The sequence below is a fragment of the Nocardia otitidiscaviarum NBRC 14405 genome, from assembly GCF_000308635.1.
GTDB classification, from domain to species: Bacteria; Actinomycetota; Actinomycetes; order Mycobacteriales; family Mycobacteriaceae; genus Nocardia; species Nocardia otitidiscaviarum.
This window is the reverse complement of sequence record NZ_BAGD01000066.1, coordinates 13,080-30,932: the sequence shown is the minus strand read 5'-3', so window position 1 is coordinate 30,932 and position 17,853 is coordinate 13,080. Positions and strand designations below refer to the sequence as shown.

Below are 17,853 nucleotides of genomic sequence, written 5' to 3'. Positions count from 1 at the left end.
GGTCTTCCAATCCCGCTGCGAAAATCATTCCAAAATCGCACACCCTCATGAGGTTCGCTAATGACCGAAGGTGGTTCCGGCTCCACAGTTCCCCGCCGCATGCTGGGCCGACAGCTGCGCCGCCTGCGCGAGGACGCGGGCGTCTCGGTGGCCGCGGCCTGCCGCACCATCGAGGTGTCCGCGCAGACCATGTGGCGACTCGAGGGCGGGCAGTCGGTGAAGCTCAAGGACATCTACATTCGGGCCCTGTGCGTGCTCTACGGGGCCTCCGACGACGATACGGCGGCGTTGCTGGGACTCGTAGCAGAAACCAAGCGAACCGGATGGTGGCATTCCTACGGTGACGCCGTGCCCGGTCACTTCGACCTGTACATGGGCCTGGAGGAAGCGGCCAAGCGCCTCACCATGTTTCAGCTCACCCTGCTGCCCGGCATGGTGCAGACCGCCGACTACCGGCGCGCCATGGTGTGGACCGTCCACCCGCAGATGCCCACGGCCGAGGTGGAGCGGCGCGTCGAACTCATGACCAAACGACAACAGCGCCTGCACGATTCGGGTTTCGAGCTGAACGTGCTGCTGTCGGAGTCCGCACTGCACCATCAGGTGGGCGGCCCGGGAGTGATGGCCGACCAGCTCGCGCACTTGCTGGAGATTGGCAGGCGTCGAAACGTATCGATTCGGGTAATCCCCTACAGCGTCGACAGCTGGATCGGGCTACAGGTGGGCCACTTCGTATTCCTGGAGTTCCCACTGCACCGGGAGACCAAGTGGACCGAACCCCCGGTTGTCTACGTGGAGGGATACACCGGCGCTCTATACCTGGACCGCGACAACGAGATTCAGCAGTACAGAGCGGCTATTGCAGAGATACGACGCGTCGCGTTGGATGAGAGCGACACCAGAGATCTGGTAACCCACACAGCAAGGAGCAAGCAGCGTGAGCAATGACCTGTCCGCGGCACGGTGGTTCAAGAGTTCCCGCTCAGCGAACCAGGAAGCGTGCGTCGAAACCGCACACCTGGCAAACGGCGCGGTCGGCGTCCGAGACTCCAAAGACCCGACCGGCCCCGCCCTGATCTTCGCCCCCGTCGCCTGGGACGCCTTCGTCACCGGCGTCCGTTCCGGCGAGTTCGACAGTCTGTAACCCATCGGCGAGAGGTACTCGGGAATCCCTTGCCCCCGAGTACCTCTCCTATTCCTTCAGCAGGCCGATGCTGCGGCCGATATCGGCGAGGGTGGCGTCGAAGAGCACGTCCGGGTGGGTGACGTGGATGGGGTAGTTGCCGAAGGCTTCCAGGGTGACGTGGCCGTACAGGCGGGCCCAGAACTGGATCATCACGTAGCTGACGCCCAGATCGAGCTTCTCGGCCGGGAATTTCTGGCCCGATTCGGCGAGTACCGCGAGCAGATCGGTCTGGAAGCGGATCAGATCGTCGCGCAGTTCCGTGGGGATGGCCGCCACGGGCGGGGTGACCACCTCGTAGTCGGCGAGCAGTCGACCGGCCGCCTCCAGAAACAGGCGACCGACCGGTTCACCGAATTGCCGCATGGCACTGGGCGCCCCGGCGCCGGCGGGAGACGCGAAGACCAGCGTGAACTCCCGCGGATGAGTGAGTGCCCAGCGCCGGAAACCGCGGCAGACACCGAAGAACCGCACCATGGCGTCGTCGGGCTCCCCCTCGAGCGCCACGGCCATATCACGGGCCAGATCCGCGCACACGTCCAGGCGCACCGCCGCGATCAGATCGTCGCGGCTCTCGTAGTAGCGGTAGAGCGCGGGAGCCGTGATACCCAGCTCCCGCGCGATCGCCCGCAGCGTCACCGCGTCGGGCCCCTGGTCGACCAGCAGTGACCGCGCGACGCGGCGGATGTCGGCGTCGCTGACCGCGGGCACCCGGCCGCGGCGTCGCGTGTCGGTCATGCTGTCTCCCCATCGAACCGGGTGGCCGGGCGCGCGGTCCGACCGCTCACTCGTAGGCGACCTGCCAGCTCTTGATGCCGTTGAGCCAGCCCGAGCGCAGGCGGACCGGTTCGGAGATCTGGCGCAGGTTCGGCATCACATCGGCGATGGCGTTGAACATGAGGTCGATCTCCAACCGGGCCAGGTTGGCACCTACACAGTAATGCGTCCCGGTGCCGCCGAAGCCGACATGTGGGTTGTTCGTGCGCAGCACGTCGAACTGGAAGGGATTGTCGAAGTGGTCCTCGTCGAAGTTGGCGGCCGAGTAGAACAGCCCGACGCGCTGGCCCTTCTTGATCTCGATACCGCTCAGCACGGTGTCCTCGAGAGCGGTGCGCTGGAAGGACACCACCGGGGTGGCCCAGCGCACGATCTCGTCGGGCGCGGTACGCGGGCGCTGCTCCTTGTAGATCTCCCACTGGTCCGGGTGGTCGACGAACGCCTTCATGCCGTGGGTGATGGCATTGCGGGTGGTCTCGTTGCCCGCGACCGCGAGCAGGATGACGAACCAGGCGAATTCGTCGGAGGCCAGCGCCTCACCCTCGACATCGGCCTGCAGCAGCGTGGTCACGATGTCGTCCATCGGGCATTTCTTCTTCTCCTCGGCCAGGTTCCAGGCGTAACCCATGACCTCGGCGGTGGCCATCTTGTGATCGCCCTCGAACTCGGGATCGTCGTAGGAGATCATCTGGTTGGTCCACTGGAAGATCTTGCCGCGATCCTCCTGCGGCACGCCGATGAGTTCGGCGATGGCCTGCAGCGGGAGTTCGCAGGCGACCTGCTCGACGAAATCGCCACCGCCGGTCTTCTTGGCCTCGTGCACGATGCGCTCGGCGCGCTCCCGCAGGGCGGCGCGCAGCGACTCCACCGCGCGCGGGGTGAAGCCCTTGGAGATGATGCGACGCAGCTTGGTGTGGCGCGGCGGATCCTGGTTCAGCAGCAGGTGCCGCTGGATCTCGATCTCGTCGCGGGTGATGTCGGAGTTGAAGCGGATGACGGCGGTGTTCTCCTCCGAGGAGAAGATGTCGGAGCGCTTCGAGATCTCCTTGATGTCGTCGAGCTTGGTGACCACCCAGTAGCCACCGGTGTCGAACCCGCTGACCCCGTCGGGCTGCGGGTTCCACCAGATGGGCGCGGTCTTGCGGAGTTCGGCGAACTCCTCGATGGGCAGTCGCCGGGCGAACAGCTCGGGGTCGGTGAAATCGAAGCCTGCGGGGATGGACGGCGCGGACACGGAACCTCCTCTGGAACACGTTCCCAAGGAGTGAACCACACCACACCCGATTTGTGAACGGGTATTAGTAAATACCGTTCACCGAATCCTCAGTACGCGCCCTCGCCCCTGGTCACCGCACCGATCGTCCTGGCGACCAGCAGCAGGTCCAGCAGCATGGACCAGTTCTCGACATAGGAGAGGTCGAGCCGCATGGCGTCCTCGGGCGCCAGATCGGACCGGCCGCTCACCTGCCACAGGCCGGTGACGCCCGGCTTGACCAGCAACCGCCGCCGCATGACCCCGTCGTAGGAGTCCACCTCCCGCCGCACCTGCGGGCGCGGCCCCACGATGCTCATCTCACCGCTGAGCACATTGAAGAACTGCGGCAGCTCGTCGAGCGAATACTTGCGAATGAACCGCCCGACGGGGGTGATCCGTGGATCGTCACGCATCTTGAAGAACACCGGGTTGCCGCCGTTCGATTCGATGAGCGCGTGGATGTGCGCGTCGGCGTCGACGTACATGCTGCGGAACTTGATCATGCGGAACGGCCGTCCGTCCCGCCCGATCCGCTCGGACAGGTAGAACACCGGACCGCGGCTGCCCACCTTGACGGCCACCGCGATCGCCACCAGCACCGGGGCGATGAGCAGCACGGCCGTCAGTGCGAAGCAGAGGTCGAAGACCGCCTTGCGAATCGACTTGGCGCGGTCGTAGCGCGGCTTCTCCACGTGCAGCATGGGCATATCGGCCACCAGCCGGTGGGTGAGCCGGGTGCCGGCCATATCCACCAGTCCGGGCGTGACGATCAGCTCCACGCCGAGCGGATCCAGCTCCCAGGCCATGCGGCGGAAGTCGGCGGGGCCGAGCTTGTCGGTGGCGGTGACGGCGACGGTGTCCGCGCCGGTGCGCCGCACCGCGTCCAGCACCGACCGGTCGTCACCGACCACGGGTATGTCCAACTCGCCGACTTCCAGTGCCGGATCGGGCAATTCGCCGTCGTGCGGGGTGCAGACGCCGATCACGTTGTACCCCCAGCTGGGATCGCGCGAGAAGGCGGTCACCATGGCCCGCGCCGCGTCCCGGCTGCCGACCACGAGTACGCCGATCCGGTACCCGCCGCGGGCGCGGCGACCCGCCACCCAGCGCCGCCACAGCCGCCGCTGCAGCATCAGCATCAGCACACCGAGTGGAAGGGCGATGGCGAGATAGCCGCGGGCGATATCCACGCGCAGCACCAGTGACACGATGGCGATGACGCCGAACAGCCGCAGCGTCGCCGAGATCAAACGCCGGTATTCCTCTGTGCCGGAACCGATTACGCGCGGCGACCGAGCGCCGCTCAAGCCCAGCGCGGCATACCAGGCCAGGGCGAGCACCACCGACACCACGGTGTAGCGAACCTCGAGCGGCAGGGTGGCGGCCAGCGGCGGATCAGCGGGTCCGCCGAACCGAATCACCTGTGCCACACCGACGGCCAGGCATACGCATAGCAAATCGGTGAACCGCAGTCTGCGGACATAGTCGTCTTGCCAGCGCTCTCTGTCCGAGCGTGGCAGGGGCCGCGGTGGCCGGGCAGTACGCAGCGCGCGCCCGGCGGAAACCTCGAAACTCATGAAACGAATGCACCTCCCCCACGGGAGAACTCGGTCCCGATCCCCACTGATCAGTTCCACTCGGCTCGACACGGACTGACGCCGGTTCCCCAAGGGCTTTCACTGCATGACAACCGATGAGGCCACCGATTGTTTCGGCGGCCGGAAGCCGAATGTTACACACCCCACCCACAGCGGTCACCGAAACCGCATGGGTACCAATGTATCCGAAAATTTGCGGGAACCGGCACGACCGGTTTCCTGGAATTCCCCTATTGTTCCCCTAACGGGGGAACAAGCAGGTCAAACATGACATATAGCCCGAAAATCGGTGCGAAACACTTAATTTGCACGACTCCCACGTTTGCCGACCGAACGCTCGGTTCTGTGGGCCGCAGAAATTTGCTCCCTAATAACCCCCAAGCCCTCTGAACAAACACTCGGACACCCTCGATCCTGTTGTAACGTAACGACGGATCGAGCCGACCCTCTGGGCAGATCGGGCGTTGCCGATCGCCGGTGTCGGTGAAAGGTGGGGAATCTGCGTGCAATGTCGTTTGTGTGACTCCGAAAGATTGGTCAGTGTGCTCGATCTCGGAGCCACTCCGCCCTGTGAGAAGTTCTTGACGGCGGCTGAACTCGATCTTCCCGAGCCGACCTTCCCGCTGCATCTGCGGCTGTGCGAAGACTGTCTGCTACTACAGATCCCGGCGCTCATCACGCCGGAGGACACCTTCACCGAGTACGCGTACTACTCCTCGTACTCCGACAGCTGGGTGCGACACGCCCGCGACTTCGTGGCGGCGGCGACCGAGCGACTCGGGCTGGGCCCCGGCTCCTTCGTGGTCGAGGTGGCATCCAACGACGGCTACCTGCTCCAGCACGCGGTGGCGGCCGACATCGACTGCCTCGGCATCGAACCGTCGGTGAACGTCGGCGCGGCCGCCCGCGAGAAGGGCGTGCCGACCCGCACCGGCTTCCTCGACGAGGAGTTGGCGGCCAAGGTGCGCGCCGAACACGGTCCGGCCGATCTCGTGGTAGCCAACAACGTCTACGCGCACATCCCGGATCTGCGCGGGTTCACCCGCGCCCTGCGGGAGCTGCTCGCCGACGACGGCTGGCTGTCCATCGAGGTCCACCATGCGCTCGAGCTGGTCACCCACGGTCAATTCGACACCATCTATCACGAACACTTCCAGTACTACACCGTGCTGTCCGCGCAGCGCGCCCTGGCGACCGCCGGGCTCACCGTCGTGGACGTGGAACTGCTTACCACCCATGGTGGTTCATTGCGGCTCTGGGCGCGACCCGAAGCGGTGGCGCATCCGGGCGAGCGGGTCGCCGAGGTGCTGCGGCGGGAGGCCGACGCGGGCCTGCACACCGTCGCGGGCTACCTGGAACTGCGTCCGCGCACCGAACGGGTGCGCCAGGATCTGCTGCGCTTCCTGCTCGACTGCCGCGCCGCGGGCAAGCGGGTGGTGGGCTACGGCGCGCCCGGCAAGGGCAACACCCTGCTCAACTACTGCGGCATCCGCACCGATCTGCTGGCCTACACCGTGGATCGCAATCCCTACAAGCATGGGCGGTTCACGCCCGGCAGCCGCATCCCGATCCATCCCCCCGAGCGCATCGACGCCGATCGCCCGGACGTGGTGCTGGTGCTGCCCTGGAATCTGGAAACCGAGATCACCGCGCAACTGCGCCATGTCACCGACCGGGGCGGACAGCTCGTCTACCCGCTGCCGGAACCGCACACGACCGTGGCCGCGCTGGATCAGTCCGAGAGGTAAGCGAGATGAAGGTTGTGCTCTTCTGCGGCGGCTACGGCATGCGCATGCGCAACGGCTCCGAGGACGTCCTGCCCAAGCCCATGCAGATGGTGGGCCCGCGCCCGCTGATCTGGCACGTCATGCGCTACTACGCGCACTTCGGGCACAAGGATTTCATCCTGTGCCTGGGCTACGGCGCGGCGCACATCAAGAACTTCTTCCTGACCTACCAGGAGTCGGTGTCCAACGATTTCGTCATCCGCGGCGGCCGGGTGGAGTTGCTCCAGTCCGATATCAGCGACTGGTCCATCACCTTCGTCGACACCGGCGTGGAGTCGCCCATCGGTGAACGCCTGCGGCGGGTGCGCAAACATCTCGAGGGTGAGCACTACTTCCTGGCCAACTACGCCGACGTGCTCACCGACGCGCCGCTGGACGAGGTGATCACGAAGTTCCAGCAGTCCGGTGCGGCGGCGTCGATGATGATCGTGCCCCCGCAGTCCTCCTTCCACTGCGTGGATGTGAACTCCGCGGGCGAGGTCAAGAACATCACCCCGGTCTCGCACCTGCCCATCTGGGAGAACGGCGGATACTTCGTGCTCACCCAGGAGGTCTTCGAGCATCTGCCGCGCAACGGCGATCTGGTGGAGGACGCCTGCGGCGCGCTGGCCGCGCAGGGTCGGCTGTTCGGGTATCAGCATCACGGCTTCTGGAAGCCGGCCGACACCTTCAAGGAGCGCGCCGAACTCGATGCCGGATACCACCAGGGCGACCGTCCGTGGATGGTGTGGGAGCGGCCCGCCTCATGATCCGGCTCGATACCGGGTCGGTCCGCGAGATCGCACTGCTGGCCGCGCACTGCGACGACCTCGCCATCGGCCTGGGCGGCACCCTGCTGACCCTGGCCCGGCGCGGATTGCGGGTGCGCGCGCTGGTACTGAGCGGGGCCGGCACCGACCGGGCCCGCGAGGAACAGTACGCCCTCGAATCATTCTGCCCTGGAACAGATCTCGAACTGGAGGTGCTCGACGTCCCGGACGGCCGCGCCCCCGCGCACTGGGAGCGGGTCAAGGACGCGGTGGCCCGGCTGCGGCGCGGCGGCGATCCCGACGTGGTCTTCGCCCCGCAGCGCGAGGACGCCCATCAGGACCATCGGCTGCTGGCCGAACTGGCGCCCACCGAGTTCCGCGACCATCTGGTGCTGGGCTACGAGATCCTCAAGTGGGAGACCGACACTCCCAAACCCACTGTCTTCCACCCACTCTCGCCCGAAGTGGCCGAGCGGAAGGCGGAGCTGCTCATGAAACATTATCCGTCCCAGCGGGATCGGGACTGGTTCGACGAACTGTCCTTTCTCGGACTGTCCCGGCTGCGGGGCGTGCAGTGCCGCGCCCCGCACGCGGAGGCATTCGTCCTGGAGAAGGCGGCCATCACTTTCGGAGGTGCGTAATGCGTGTACTCGTCACCGGACATCAGGGCTACCTGGGCACCGTCATGGTGCCGGTGCTGCGGGCCGAGGGGCACGAGGTGGTGGGCCTGGACAGCGGCTTCTTCGCCGACTGCGTCCTCGGCGATGCCCCGCAGGAACCGCCGGGGCTCGCGGTCGACCTACGCGACGTGACCGCGGCGCAGCTGGCCGGATTCGACGCGGTGATCCATCTGGCCGCGCTGTCCAACGATCCGCTCGGCGCGCTGGCCCCGAGCATCACCTACGACATCAACCATCACGCCTCGGTGCGGTTGGCGGAGTCGGCGAAACAGGCCGGGGTGCGCCGTTTCCTGTACGCCTCCACGTGTTCGGTGTACGGGGCCGCCGGGGACGGCCTGGTGACCGAGACCGCGCCCCTGCGCCCGATCACCCCGTACGCCGAATCCAAGGTCCGGGTCGAGGACGATGTGGCGGCGCTGGCCGACTCCGGCTTCTCGCCGGTGTTCCTGCGCAATGCGACGGCGTTCGGTTTCTCGCCGCGGCTGCGCGCCGATATCGTGCTCAACAACCTGGTCGGTTACGCGGTGCTCACCGGTGAGGTGAAGGTGCTCTCCGACGGCACACCGTGGCGGCCGCTCGTGCACGCCCAGGACATCGCACGCGCCTTCGCCACCTGCCTGACCGCGCCCGTGGAGGCGATCCACTGCCGGGCCTACAACGTGGGTTCCGAGGCCAACAACCGCACGGTCGCCGAGATCGCCGGGGCCGTGGTGGACGTGGTGCCCGGATCACGCTTGGTCATCACCGGCGAGAGCGGCGGCGATCCGCGCTCCTACCGGGTCGACTTCTCTTATGCCCGACGGGAATTGGGCTTCGAGGCGCAGTGGCGCATTCCCGACGGCGCGGCCGAGCTCTACACCGAGTATCTGCGCCACGGCCTCACCGAGGAGCGGTTCTTCGCCGCCTTCACCCGGCTGGCGCGGCTGAAGTCGCTGATCGCGGCCGGTGCGCTCGACGACGAACTGCGCCGGATCAGGATCGGGGCGGCAGATGGGTGAGCAGGTCCCGCCAGGATCCCGCCGCGGCGTCCCGGCCGGAGACCACGGTCACCGGCCGCGGCCACGCGATGGCCAGATCCGGATCGTGATAGGCCACGCCGAGATCCTCGCTCGGATCGTGCGGCCGGTCGATGCGGTAGCAGACGTCGGCCACCGCGGTGAGCGCCTGGAAGCCGTGCAGGAAGCCGGGCGGTACGTAGAGGTGCCGAAAATCATTGTCGTCCAGGAGGAATGCCTGTTGTCGCCCGAATGTCGGCGAGTTCGGCCGGATATCCACCAGCACGTCGTGCACGGCCCCGTGCGCACAGCGCACCAGCTTGGCCTCACCGCGCCCGGATCGCCCGTGCATCCCGCGCACCACGCCCAGCACCGAGCGGGACTGCGAGTCCTGCACGAACGCCGCCGCCGTACCGGGTACGCCCAGGTACTCGTCGAATTCCGCGGCGTCGAAGGTGCGCGTGAACAGCCCGCGGTCGTCCCGGTGCGGCTCGGGCGTCAGCACCAGCACGTCGGCGAGTTCGGTCGGTTCGATGCGCACCGGGCCATGGTGCCATGAGGACGGCGACGGCGCGCGGGTGTCGCGGTTGCGGGGGCACGGAGTTGGCCCGGGTCCTCGATCTCGGGAAAATGCCCGCCGCGGACGACTTTCCGATGCTGGCGGCGACACCGGAGGCCGACGAGTCCGGCCATCCGCTGGCCATGGACCTGTGCGCGGCCTGCGGGCTCGCCCAGTTGGCCGAGGACGACACCCATACCGCCGAACCGCGCGGCGTGGAGCCGCTGGCCCTGCGGGAGCAGGCGGCCGACGCTCTCGCCCGGGTGGCGGCGGCGGGCTGGTTGGGCGGGCGCACGGTGCGGGAGTTCGGTAGCCCGCACGGCGGCAGCTGGCTGCCGATGCTCGCCGAACGCGGCTTCACCGAGACCCCCGGCCCGGCCGATTTGGTGATCGACTGTTTCGGCATCATGCACGAACCCGATCAGCTCATGGCCTTCGCCCAGCGCGCGGCGGCCACCGCGCCCACCGGGGTGCTGCTGCTGCAATTCCATTCGCTGCGCACCATTGTCGAGCAGGGGCAGTGGAATGCCCTGCGGCACGGGCACTTCGCGTACTATTCGCTGACCGCGCTGCGCCGATTGCTCGACGCGGCCGGGATGAGCGTGGCGACCGCCTGGGAGTTCGATCTCTACGGGGGCACCATCCTGGTCGCGGCGGTGCACGCGCCGATCACGCCCGACGAGTCGGTGGCGGCCATTCTGGCCACCGAATCCGCGCTCGGCGACGCGGACGCGGTGCGACACCTACAGCGTGACGCCGATCGCCAGGCCCACGCGTTGCGGGTCTGGCTGGAACGCGAGCACGCGCGTGGGCACCGGGTGTACGCCTACGGTGCCGCCTCCCGGGCGATTTCGCTGCTGCACCTGGCGGGCGTGCACCGCGGCCTGCTGGCCGCGGTCGCCGACGCCTCGCCCGCGAAGCATGGCCGCCGCATGTCCGGAACCGATGTGCCGATCATCGCGCCTGCCGAACTCGTTGCCGCCCAACCGGATCAGGTGCTGCTGACCGTGGCGGACCTGCTGCCGGAGGTGGCGACGCTCTGGCCCGAACTGGATGGGAAGTGGGTGGTGGACATACCGGAACCGCAATGAGACACCGGAGTTCGTCTTGGCTTCAGTTGTGAGAGCGTCAGTTTCAGCCGCACCACCTGATGAGGGAATTGGGGAGAGATGAAGGTTAAGCATCGCGCCACCGTGCGCACCATGGCCGTCGCGGCCGCTGTCACCATCGGTCTGGCGTTGGGCTCCGGTACCGGCCTCGCCGGAATCGACAGCAGCAGCTCCATTCTGGACCGGCAGGATCGCACCGTCGAGGCGATCCAGTCCGATACACGCATCGACTTCGTACCACCGCTGGACGGAAACCCCCTGACCCGGGAATGGTTCCACCACGGCACGGCCAGCTACCGCATCAGCGGGCCGCACGCCGAGGACTGGGAGGGGCACATCACCATCGGCTACCAGGTCGGCTATCCGGCGACCCTGGACGGCAAGATCCGCTTCCAGTGGTGGACGCCCAGTCTCGGTGTCGAACTCGACGATTCACCGGGCGTCAACCTCGGCGGTTTGATCCCGCAGGCGGGGATCGAACTCGCGGTGGGCTTCGGGCCCGGCATCCAGACGGTCGAGGCGGCCGGGGGCGATGTGTTCGGCTCCGAGGGCTTCATCCGCATGTCCGGTATGCACGCGACGGTGAGCGGCGTGATCGGGCAGGTCACCATCCGGCCGTGGGTCCGGGTCGTCAGCGCGGGCGGCGATGCGGTGATCACCTATGGGCCGCTGTGGACGATCTGAGCCCAGCGGATCCGAGCTCGGTCACAGCGTGATCGCAGCGCGTCCCGGCCGTCCGCGGCCGGGACGCGCTCACGTCGAAGCCCGGCCGAATACCTTTCAGCGCACCATATCCGGGCGGTTGCGCAGCGTCGCCACCGTACGGATGCGCAGCCGCTCGAAGGCGGCCCGCGCCAGGCGCAGATCTCCGGCCAGCACATCCCCGCGACGCACCAGGTGGGGGTATTCCGCCCCGAGCCGGTGGTGAAACCGCAGCGTCTCGGTCAGTTTGCTGACCGTCGAGGTGCTGCTGCACAGATTGAAGCTCGAATTGCGCCAGGCCGCGGTGAGCTGCGGCATTCCGTAGAAGGCCCCGAAGGCGCTCACCCGCGCGAACAGATCCACATCCATCGGGAAGACGAGATCACCGCGGAAGCCGCCCACCCGGTCGAAGTCGGCGCGCCGGAAGGTGGCCGCGGCCGTGGGGCCGAATTCGGCGGGCCCCTTGCGCACGATCACGCGCATGAGGGTGCGGGCGCTGTGCTCGCCGAGCAGGCCGGGCAGGCCCAGATCAGTCTCCTCCACTCCCCCGGCCTCGTCGATCACCTGGAATTTCGACGAGCAGATGGCAATGCTGTTGTCGGCCATGACCGCCTGCTGGGCGACCAGCGCGCCGGGCAGCAGGATATCGTCGGCGCACACCACCTTCACCAGTTTCCCGGTGGACAGCGATACCACCCTGTTCCAGTTCTCGCCGATGGGCAGCGTCTGCTCGTTGCGGTGCAGGCGTACCCGCGCGTCGTCGAACGACTTCGCGATGGTGGAGGTTTCGTCGGTGCTGGCGTTGTCCAGGACGACCACCTCCATCCCGACATCCTGGTCGAGTATCGACCGCAGGGTCGTCTCGAGGGTGCGTGCGGAGTTGTATGCCGGTACACACACCGAAAGTTGAACCACGATTCCCCCTGACCAGTAGTGACCGATGCCGTGGTAACCGGGTCGCGGTGGCCGCGCCGGTTACTCCTCGACGAGGCGGAACACGCGCTCGAGTCCCGCCCGGCTGGCGTCGATCTGCTCGACGGCCTGGTGCCGCAGGGTGTCGCGCAACTCCGGTGCGGCCGCCCACAGCTCCCGCACCTGTTGGGTCAGTTCCCGCTCGAGATCGGTGGAATCCAGGTGCACGACCCGCAGCCCGGCCCCGAACATATCGGCCAGTCCGTAGAACTTGTCGTCATAGTACTGCGACGCCGTTACGCCGACGGCCGGAATTCCTTGGGAGAGCGCGAATACCGCCAGATGGTAGGCACTGGTCACCAGTACCCGGCACCGCGACACCTGGCGGGCCACGTCGGCGGCCGTCCCGGCGCGGCCGATGACCGGACGGGTGCGCTCCGCGCCCGAGAGCAGTGGCAGGGTGGAGCGGCGGTCCTCGGAATCGTATTCGGAGATGATGAGCGGTGCGAGCGCGGCATCGAATTCCCGGGCGCAGGAGCGCACCACCGCGCCGAGGGTGTCCCGGGCGGAGTCGCTGACCTTGGAATAGTCCGCGACCCGCAGGCACAGGCCGAGGTCGGCTCCGATCTCGGGCCGCCGCACGCGGTAGGCGAATTCGACGGCGTCGTCACCGGTGACCAGTACTCGATCCGCGGCCACCCCGAGTTCGGTGAGCAGCCGCGGCCCGCGCACGCCTTCGCGCAGCGCGATCACATCCACATCGGGCAGTATCGCGGCGGCGCGTTGCAGCAGGCGCGGATCGCCCATGGGGCCGAGGCCCTGCCCGAGCATGGCGGTCGGGATCCCCCGCGCGCGAGCACGTTCCAGCAGATTCAGCGTGCGGTGCGCCTGATACAGGTCGATATCGGTCATATAGCCGCCTCCCTGGGCGATCACCAGGCTCGCGGTGTCGACGGCGGCGGGTACGGGTGGCTCCGGGAGCCCGTCCGCCGCCGAGTCGGTCCCCCGCCCCAGCATGCCGCGCGCACCGCGCACCGCCCACGCCTTCATCCCGCGCAGATGCGATTTCGGCACATCGGTCGACGCCCGCCAGGCCACGGCGGCCGGACCGGTCAGGTTCGCGCCCACCGCGCGCTCGACGCGGCCCGCGAGTCCCCCTCTGCCCCACTGGCCGCCACCCCGGGCGTAGACCGGCTCCGCGGCGGGCAGCAGCCCGCGCAGGATGGCCGGTTGGTCGGTCAGCACCCCGATCCGGGCGTGCGGCCAGCGCTGGCGCAGCCGCTCCACCGTCATTACCATCATGGCGATATCGCCCCGATTGCGCAGCCAGTACTCACCGTTGTCGATGAGCACCCGGAAGTCACCGGCACCGGCCCCCGCGCCAGAGTTCCCCACTGTGGTTGTCCTTCCGCGAGTCCGGCGCCGCGCCGGCGTTGACGTAGGGAGGGGCAGCTCTGCCGCATGCGCCCGGCCGCCCCTGGCGGGTCCCCTCTGCCGAGCATAAATCCGCAGCGAATGTAGCGCACCGCGTACGGTTGGCGCTACATGGGATCGAAATGGTGAAATCGGTTCTTCCACAAGATCATCCGTCCAGCTTTGCGGCAGGTCACGGGGCGCACAGCGCGGTGTCGACGACGGCGTTCGGATCGATGCCCGCACCGTGAAGGTTCAGAATGTCGGGTAGCTGGTTCATGCTCACGGTCACCGCCCGCTCCGGGGTGGCCGCCCCGTAGACGAAGAAGCCGTGCATGGCCCCGCCGTGTCCCCACACCTCGGTGCCGCAGGAGGTGGTGCGGCGGAACAGCCCCAGCCCGAAATCGTCGGAGCGGCGCGGATCGCCGCTGGGCACGGTGGCCCGCATCTGCTCGAGCTGCGCGGGACCGAGGATCCGGCCCGCGAGCAGCGCCCGGAAGAACCGGTTCAGATCCGCTCCCGTGGACACCATGGCCCCGTCCGGCAGGCCCCAGCCGGGATCGATATCGGTGATGTCCACCAAGGTGTCGCCGAATTGGTGATACCCGCGCGGATGGGGGCCGCGGATGACGTTCTCCACCGGGTAGAGCGGCCAGTAGGTGCCGCGCAGGTTCAAGGGGACCAGAATCCGCCGCGTCACCTCCACTCCGATCGCGACACCCGTCACCGCCTCGACCAGGCGGCCCGCCAGCAGATAGTTGGTATTCGAATACTCCGCCCGCGCACCGGGTTCGAACGCGGCCGGTTGGTCCAGTCCGAGGCGGATCAGCGCGTCGGCGGAGCGGGAGCGCCGCAGCGCGTCCACCGAGCCCAGCTCGATCCGGGTGAGATAGTCCGGGATCCCGCTGGTGTGCTGGAGCAGATTCCGTACCGTGATCCGGCTTCCCTCCCCACCGGGCCCCGAGACGACCCCGGGCAGATAGCGCTCCACCGGTGCGTCCAGGTCGATCCGTCCCTCACCCACCAGCAACAGCACCACGGTGGCGACGAACGCCTTGGTATTGCTCGCGATGCGCACGGCCGCGGTATCCGGGAAGGGCGCACCGGTCCCGAGATCGCCGACACCGCTGGTGATCTGGATATCGCGATCGCCGGCGGACTCGACGAGCTGGGCGCCGGGCACATCGGCGGCCCGTACCAGGGCGTCCAACTCGGTCCGCACCTCGGCGGTGGCGGCGATGGCGGTGTCGGAGCGGGCGGCGGTGGTGCCGCCGGTGAGCACGGCGAGGGCGACCACGGTGACCGTGGCCAGGGCGATACGTCGCATCGGCTGCTTTTCGTCGAGGGGATCCGGCCTGCCCGGTGATACGAGCGGGCGGCGCGATCCGTTCGACCGGATCCGTGCGCGAAATCAGTTGGGCAGCGCGTCGGTCGACCACATACTGCACAGCCAGCGACCGTCCACGTAATCCATGGCCATGGCGATGCTGCGGGTCTCGGTGGTCTCCGGTTTGCCCTCGACCCGATGGATCTCGGTGACGTTCGCGGTGATCTCGTAGTGGGTGCCGTTACCGGAGGTGGCCGTGCAGTGGGCATCGCCCGCGCGGGTCTTCTCCGGATCGGCCGCCATGATCAGGCGCAAGGCCGGGAGCAGCTGTGCCGCCTGGACTTTCCAGGTGCCGGTCGCGCCCTCGTACACCCTGGTCTCCCAGGCGGACGGGGTGTCGTAGTCGTAGGTCGTCATGAGCTTCGCGTAGTCGCAGGCGGCCTGTTCGGCGGCGGCGCGGGTGGCGTCGGTGGCGACCTCGCCGGGCCCGCTCGCCGCACCGAAGGTGAAAGTCAGTGCGCCGGTGGCGAATCCCACCCCCCCCGAAGGCCACCAGCAGTGCCAGCAGCGCCCCCAGCAGCAGTGCCGGACGGGGGCGACGGGAACGGGCCGCGACCGGCCCGGTGTGACGCGGGGCGAATGCGGTGGGCGCGTACGTGTTCGAGGACGCGGCGAACTCGGCGGACGGCTGGGTCGGGGCCGGGTTCGGGACGGGGTGTCGCGGCGCGGCACCGTGCGCCCCCGTGAGCGCGCGCTGCGCCGCGTCGGCCAGTTCCCCGCAACTGCCGTAGCGCCGGTCCGGGTCCTTGGCCAGCGCATGGGCGACGACCTCGTCGAACGCCGTCGGCACGGCGGGATGTCGGAGACTGGGCCGGGGCACCGGCATATTCAGGTGCCCGTTGATCACCTGCGCGGTGCTGGCCCCCGGATAGGGCAGTTCCCCGGTGAGCATGTGGAACAGCGTGCAGCCCAGCGCGTACACGTCGGCGCGGTGATCCACCGGCCCGAAGTCGAACTGTTCGGGAGCCGCGTACTGGAAGCTGGCGTACATCTCGCCGGTGCGGGTGAGCCCACTGGTGTGGTCGAGGGCCTTGGCGATGCCGAAGTCGGCCAGGTACACCTGTTGGTGCGGCCCCCAGGCGAGCAGGATGTTGGCGGGCTTGACATCCCGGTGCAGCACACCGGCGCGGTGGGCGTGGTCGAGGGCCTTGGCGGTCTCACCGATGATCCGGACGGCGTGGTCGGGCCGCAACGGCCCCTCGCGCAGCACCGCCGCCACATCGGTGCCCTCGACGTACTGCATGGCCATCCAGAGCCGGTGCTCGTCGCGGCCGCGCGCGTAGACCGCGACGATATTCGGATGGGAGAGCCGCGCGGCGGTATCGGCCTCGCGCAGGAAGCGCTCGCGCACCTCGGGATCATCGGCGACGGCCGCGCCGAGCAGTTTGAGTGCGACGGGCCGGGGCAGGTCGCGGTCCTGCGCGAGATACACCTCGCCCATTCCCCCCACGCCGAGCAGCCGTTCGATCCGGTAGCCCGCGAACGTCTGTCCCCGCGCCAGCGTCCGTACCACCGTATCGCCTCCGACCGCCCGCCTTACTGCCGATCACCATAACGCACCCCGGACCCGAGCAGAGGCCCCGAAGATCGACGGCAGGAGCGCCGCCGCCGGGGCCGCACGCCCGGGTCGCGAGTTCCGGATTCGACGCCTGCGGAGGGCGATCCGCGCTCAGCGCACGGGGGCGAGGTCCGGGCGCTTGGGTGCCAGACCGTCGCCCGAGGATCGGCCGGTCAGCCGCCGCTGAATCCACGGCAGCAGGAATTCCCGGGCCCAGTGCAGATCCTCCTGGCGCGCCGTCGGCCAGGGCTTGGGCTCCTCCGGCCCCCACGGTGCGCGCCAGTCGGCGGCCACCGGAACGCCGAGCACCTCGCAGGCCCGCAGCGCCAGCCGCTCGTGGCCCGCGGCGGACAGGTGCAGCCGGTCCCAGCTCCAGGCCCGGTGGTCCTGCAGTGTCCGCATACCCCACAGATCGAGGACGGGGCAGTCGAATTCGTCGGCGATGGCCCGCAGGTGCATGTTGTAGGTGGCGATCTTGCCGCGCAGATGGCGCATGACCGGCTGGAAGCCGGTGTCCATACCGGTGACGACCACGACCGTGGCGCCGGTGCCACGCAGTCGGATCAGCGCGTCGCGGTAGATATCGGCCAACTGGTCGGCGTCGCCGCCCGGGCGGATCAGATCGTTGCCCCCGGCGCAGAAGGTGATGAGATCGGGGCGCAGTTCGAGCGCGCGCGGCAGCTGATCGTCCACGATCTGGCGAATGAGCTTGCCGCGCACCGCGAGATTGGCGTAGCGCACCTCGGTGCGCTCGGCGAGATGCTCCGCCAGCCGATCCGCCCAGCCGCGGTAGCGACCGTTCGGTGTCGCATCGCTGTCGGGGTACGGGTCGTCGAGCCCTTCGGTGAAACTGTCGCCCAGGGCGACGAAGGTCAACTGGTCGCTATCGAGATTCAGTTCCGGCACAGCCTGCGATCTTGCCCCGCTACCTTCGGGTTACGCGACCGTCGGTTGTCCGGCCCGATCGCATCCGCCCAGGTGATTCGGCGTATTCCCGGGCGCGGCCCGCACTTTCTCTCATAGTCCGGCCCTGCCGCATGCGGTCCGGATCACGGTGTGGCGCGGCGATCTTCCGCGTTTGTCGAACCGACCGACCACCCCCTTCGGTTGCCTCGCAATAACCGACCTACCTGCGCGGATTGACCTACACTGGCCGAGAGAGGGCGCGCGGATCGCGACCGCGATTCGT

At 68.2% G+C, this 17,853-nt stretch carries 18 protein-coding genes; 8 read left to right on the top strand and 10 right to left on the bottom strand.

Annotated features, from left to right (window positions below; translation table 11 throughout):
• Positions 1-60: 60 nt before the first annotated feature.
• Both ON31_RS12885 and ON31_RS12880 read left to right on the top strand, forming a co-directional pair.
• Positions 61-948, top strand: coding sequence for a helix-turn-helix domain-containing protein (locus ON31_RS12885; protein WP_029930647.1), 888 nt, complete (start codon positions 61-63; stop codon positions 946-948).
• A complete protein-coding gene (locus ON31_RS12880) occupies positions 938-1,144 on the top strand; it encodes a DUF397 domain-containing protein (protein WP_029930648.1) in 207 nt (68 codons plus the stop codon). The genes ON31_RS12885 and ON31_RS12880 overlap by 11 nt, the downstream gene beginning before the upstream one ends.
• Before the next feature lie 48 nt (positions 1,145-1,192).
• On the opposite strand, the gene ON31_RS12875 is transcribed toward ON31_RS12880, so the two are convergent.
• The 3 genes from ON31_RS12875 to ON31_RS12865 all read right to left on the bottom strand — a co-directional run bounded on the left by ON31_RS12875 (position 1,193) and on the right by ON31_RS12865 (position 4,792).
• A complete protein-coding gene (locus ON31_RS12875) occupies positions 1,193-1,921 on the bottom strand; it encodes a TetR/AcrR family transcriptional regulator (RefSeq protein ID WP_039813307.1) in 729 nt (242 codons plus the stop codon).
• A 46-nt stretch (positions 1,922-1,967) separates the two neighbouring features.
• On the bottom strand, positions 1,968-3,194 hold the full coding sequence (locus ON31_RS12870) for a cytochrome P450 (RefSeq protein ID WP_039813304.1): 1,227 nt from the start codon (positions 3,192-3,194) through the stop codon (positions 1,968-1,970).
• An 89-nt stretch (positions 3,195-3,283) separates the two neighbouring features.
• The gene (locus ON31_RS12865) at positions 3,284-4,792 is read right to left on the bottom strand and encodes a sugar transferase (protein ID WP_039813301.1); all 1,509 of its coding nucleotides are present in this window, start codon (positions 4,790-4,792) and stop codon (positions 3,284-3,286) included.
• 524 nt (positions 4,793-5,316) lie between these two features.
• Here ON31_RS12865 and ON31_RS12860 point away from each other — a divergent pair.
• Genes ON31_RS12860 through ON31_RS12845 form a run of 4 tightly spaced genes read left to right on the top strand, consistent with a single transcriptional unit; the run spans position 5,317 to position 9,027 of the window.
• Positions 5,317-6,561 carry a class I SAM-dependent methyltransferase gene (locus tag ON31_RS12860; RefSeq protein WP_039813378.1) on the top strand — a complete coding sequence of 415 codons (1,245 nt, stop codon included), beginning with the start codon at positions 5,317-5,319 and terminating at the stop codon, positions 6,559-6,561.
• Between the two features lie 5 nt (positions 6,562-6,566).
• Positions 6,567-7,349, top strand: coding sequence for a sugar phosphate nucleotidyltransferase (locus ON31_RS12855; protein ID WP_029930653.1), 783 nt, complete (start codon positions 6,567-6,569; stop codon positions 7,347-7,349).
• Positions 7,346-7,990, top strand: coding sequence for a PIG-L deacetylase family protein (locus tag ON31_RS12850; protein WP_039813375.1), 645 nt, complete (start codon positions 7,346-7,348; stop codon positions 7,988-7,990). Before ON31_RS12855 ends, ON31_RS12850 begins: the two co-directional genes overlap by 4 nt.
• Complete coding sequence (locus tag ON31_RS12845; protein ID WP_039813298.1) at positions 7,990-9,027, top strand: NAD-dependent epimerase/dehydratase family protein; 1,038 nt, start codon at positions 7,990-7,992, stop codon at positions 9,025-9,027. Before ON31_RS12850 ends, ON31_RS12845 begins: the two co-directional genes overlap by 1 nt.
• Here ON31_RS12845 and ON31_RS12840 read toward each other — a convergent pair.
• A complete protein-coding gene (locus ON31_RS12840) occupies positions 9,002-9,565 on the bottom strand; it encodes a dTDP-4-dehydrorhamnose 3,5-epimerase family protein (protein WP_039813296.1) in 564 nt (187 codons plus the stop codon). The two genes, ON31_RS12845 and ON31_RS12840, sit on opposite strands and share 26 nt — an antisense overlap.
• A gap of 89 nt (positions 9,566-9,654) precedes the next feature.
• Here ON31_RS12840 and ON31_RS12835 point away from each other — a divergent pair, with 89 nt between their 5' ends.
• On the top strand, positions 9,655-10,674 hold the full coding sequence (locus ON31_RS12835) for a methyltransferase domain-containing protein (protein ID WP_370450508.1): 1,020 nt from the start codon (positions 9,655-9,657) through the stop codon (positions 10,672-10,674).
• Between the two features lie 78 nt (positions 10,675-10,752).
• Positions 10,753-11,376 carry an MspA family porin gene (locus ON31_RS12830; protein ID WP_039813291.1) on the top strand — a complete coding sequence of 208 codons (624 nt, stop codon included), beginning with the start codon at positions 10,753-10,755 and terminating at the stop codon, positions 11,374-11,376.
• Between the two features lie 96 nt (positions 11,377-11,472).
• On the opposite strand, the gene ON31_RS12825 is transcribed toward ON31_RS12830, so the two are convergent.
• The 6 genes from ON31_RS12825 to ON31_RS12800 all read right to left on the bottom strand — a co-directional run bounded on the left by ON31_RS12825 (position 11,473) and on the right by ON31_RS12800 (position 17,570).
• Positions 11,473-12,312 carry a glycosyltransferase family 2 protein gene (locus ON31_RS12825; protein WP_085996409.1) on the bottom strand — a complete coding sequence of 280 codons (840 nt, stop codon included), beginning with the start codon at positions 12,310-12,312 and terminating at the stop codon, positions 11,473-11,475.
• Positions 12,313-12,369: 57 nt separating this feature from the next.
• Positions 12,370-13,701, bottom strand: coding sequence for a polysaccharide pyruvyl transferase family protein (locus ON31_RS12820; RefSeq protein ID WP_063821484.1), 1,332 nt, complete (start codon positions 13,699-13,701; stop codon positions 12,370-12,372).
• 211 nt (positions 13,702-13,912) lie between these two features.
• The gene (locus ON31_RS12815; protein ID WP_039813285.1) at positions 13,913-15,046 is read right to left on the bottom strand and encodes a serine hydrolase domain-containing protein; all 1,134 of its coding nucleotides are present in this window, start codon (positions 15,044-15,046) and stop codon (positions 13,913-13,915) included.
• Positions 15,047-15,130: 84 nt separating this feature from the next.
• Entirely contained in the window at positions 15,131-15,349 is a 219-nt protein-coding gene (locus ON31_RS12810; RefSeq protein WP_039813283.1) for a hypothetical protein, read from the bottom strand.
• On the bottom strand, positions 15,288-16,619 hold the full coding sequence (locus tag ON31_RS36220; RefSeq protein WP_051037168.1) for a serine/threonine-protein kinase: 1,332 nt from the start codon (positions 16,617-16,619) through the stop codon (positions 15,288-15,290). Before ON31_RS36220 ends, ON31_RS12810 begins: the two co-directional genes overlap by 62 nt.
• 156 nt (positions 16,620-16,775) lie before the next feature.
• Complete coding sequence (locus ON31_RS12800; RefSeq protein ID WP_039813280.1) at positions 16,776-17,570, bottom strand: SGNH/GDSL hydrolase family protein; 795 nt, start codon at positions 17,568-17,570, stop codon at positions 16,776-16,778.
• Positions 17,571-17,853: the final 283 nt, after the last annotated feature.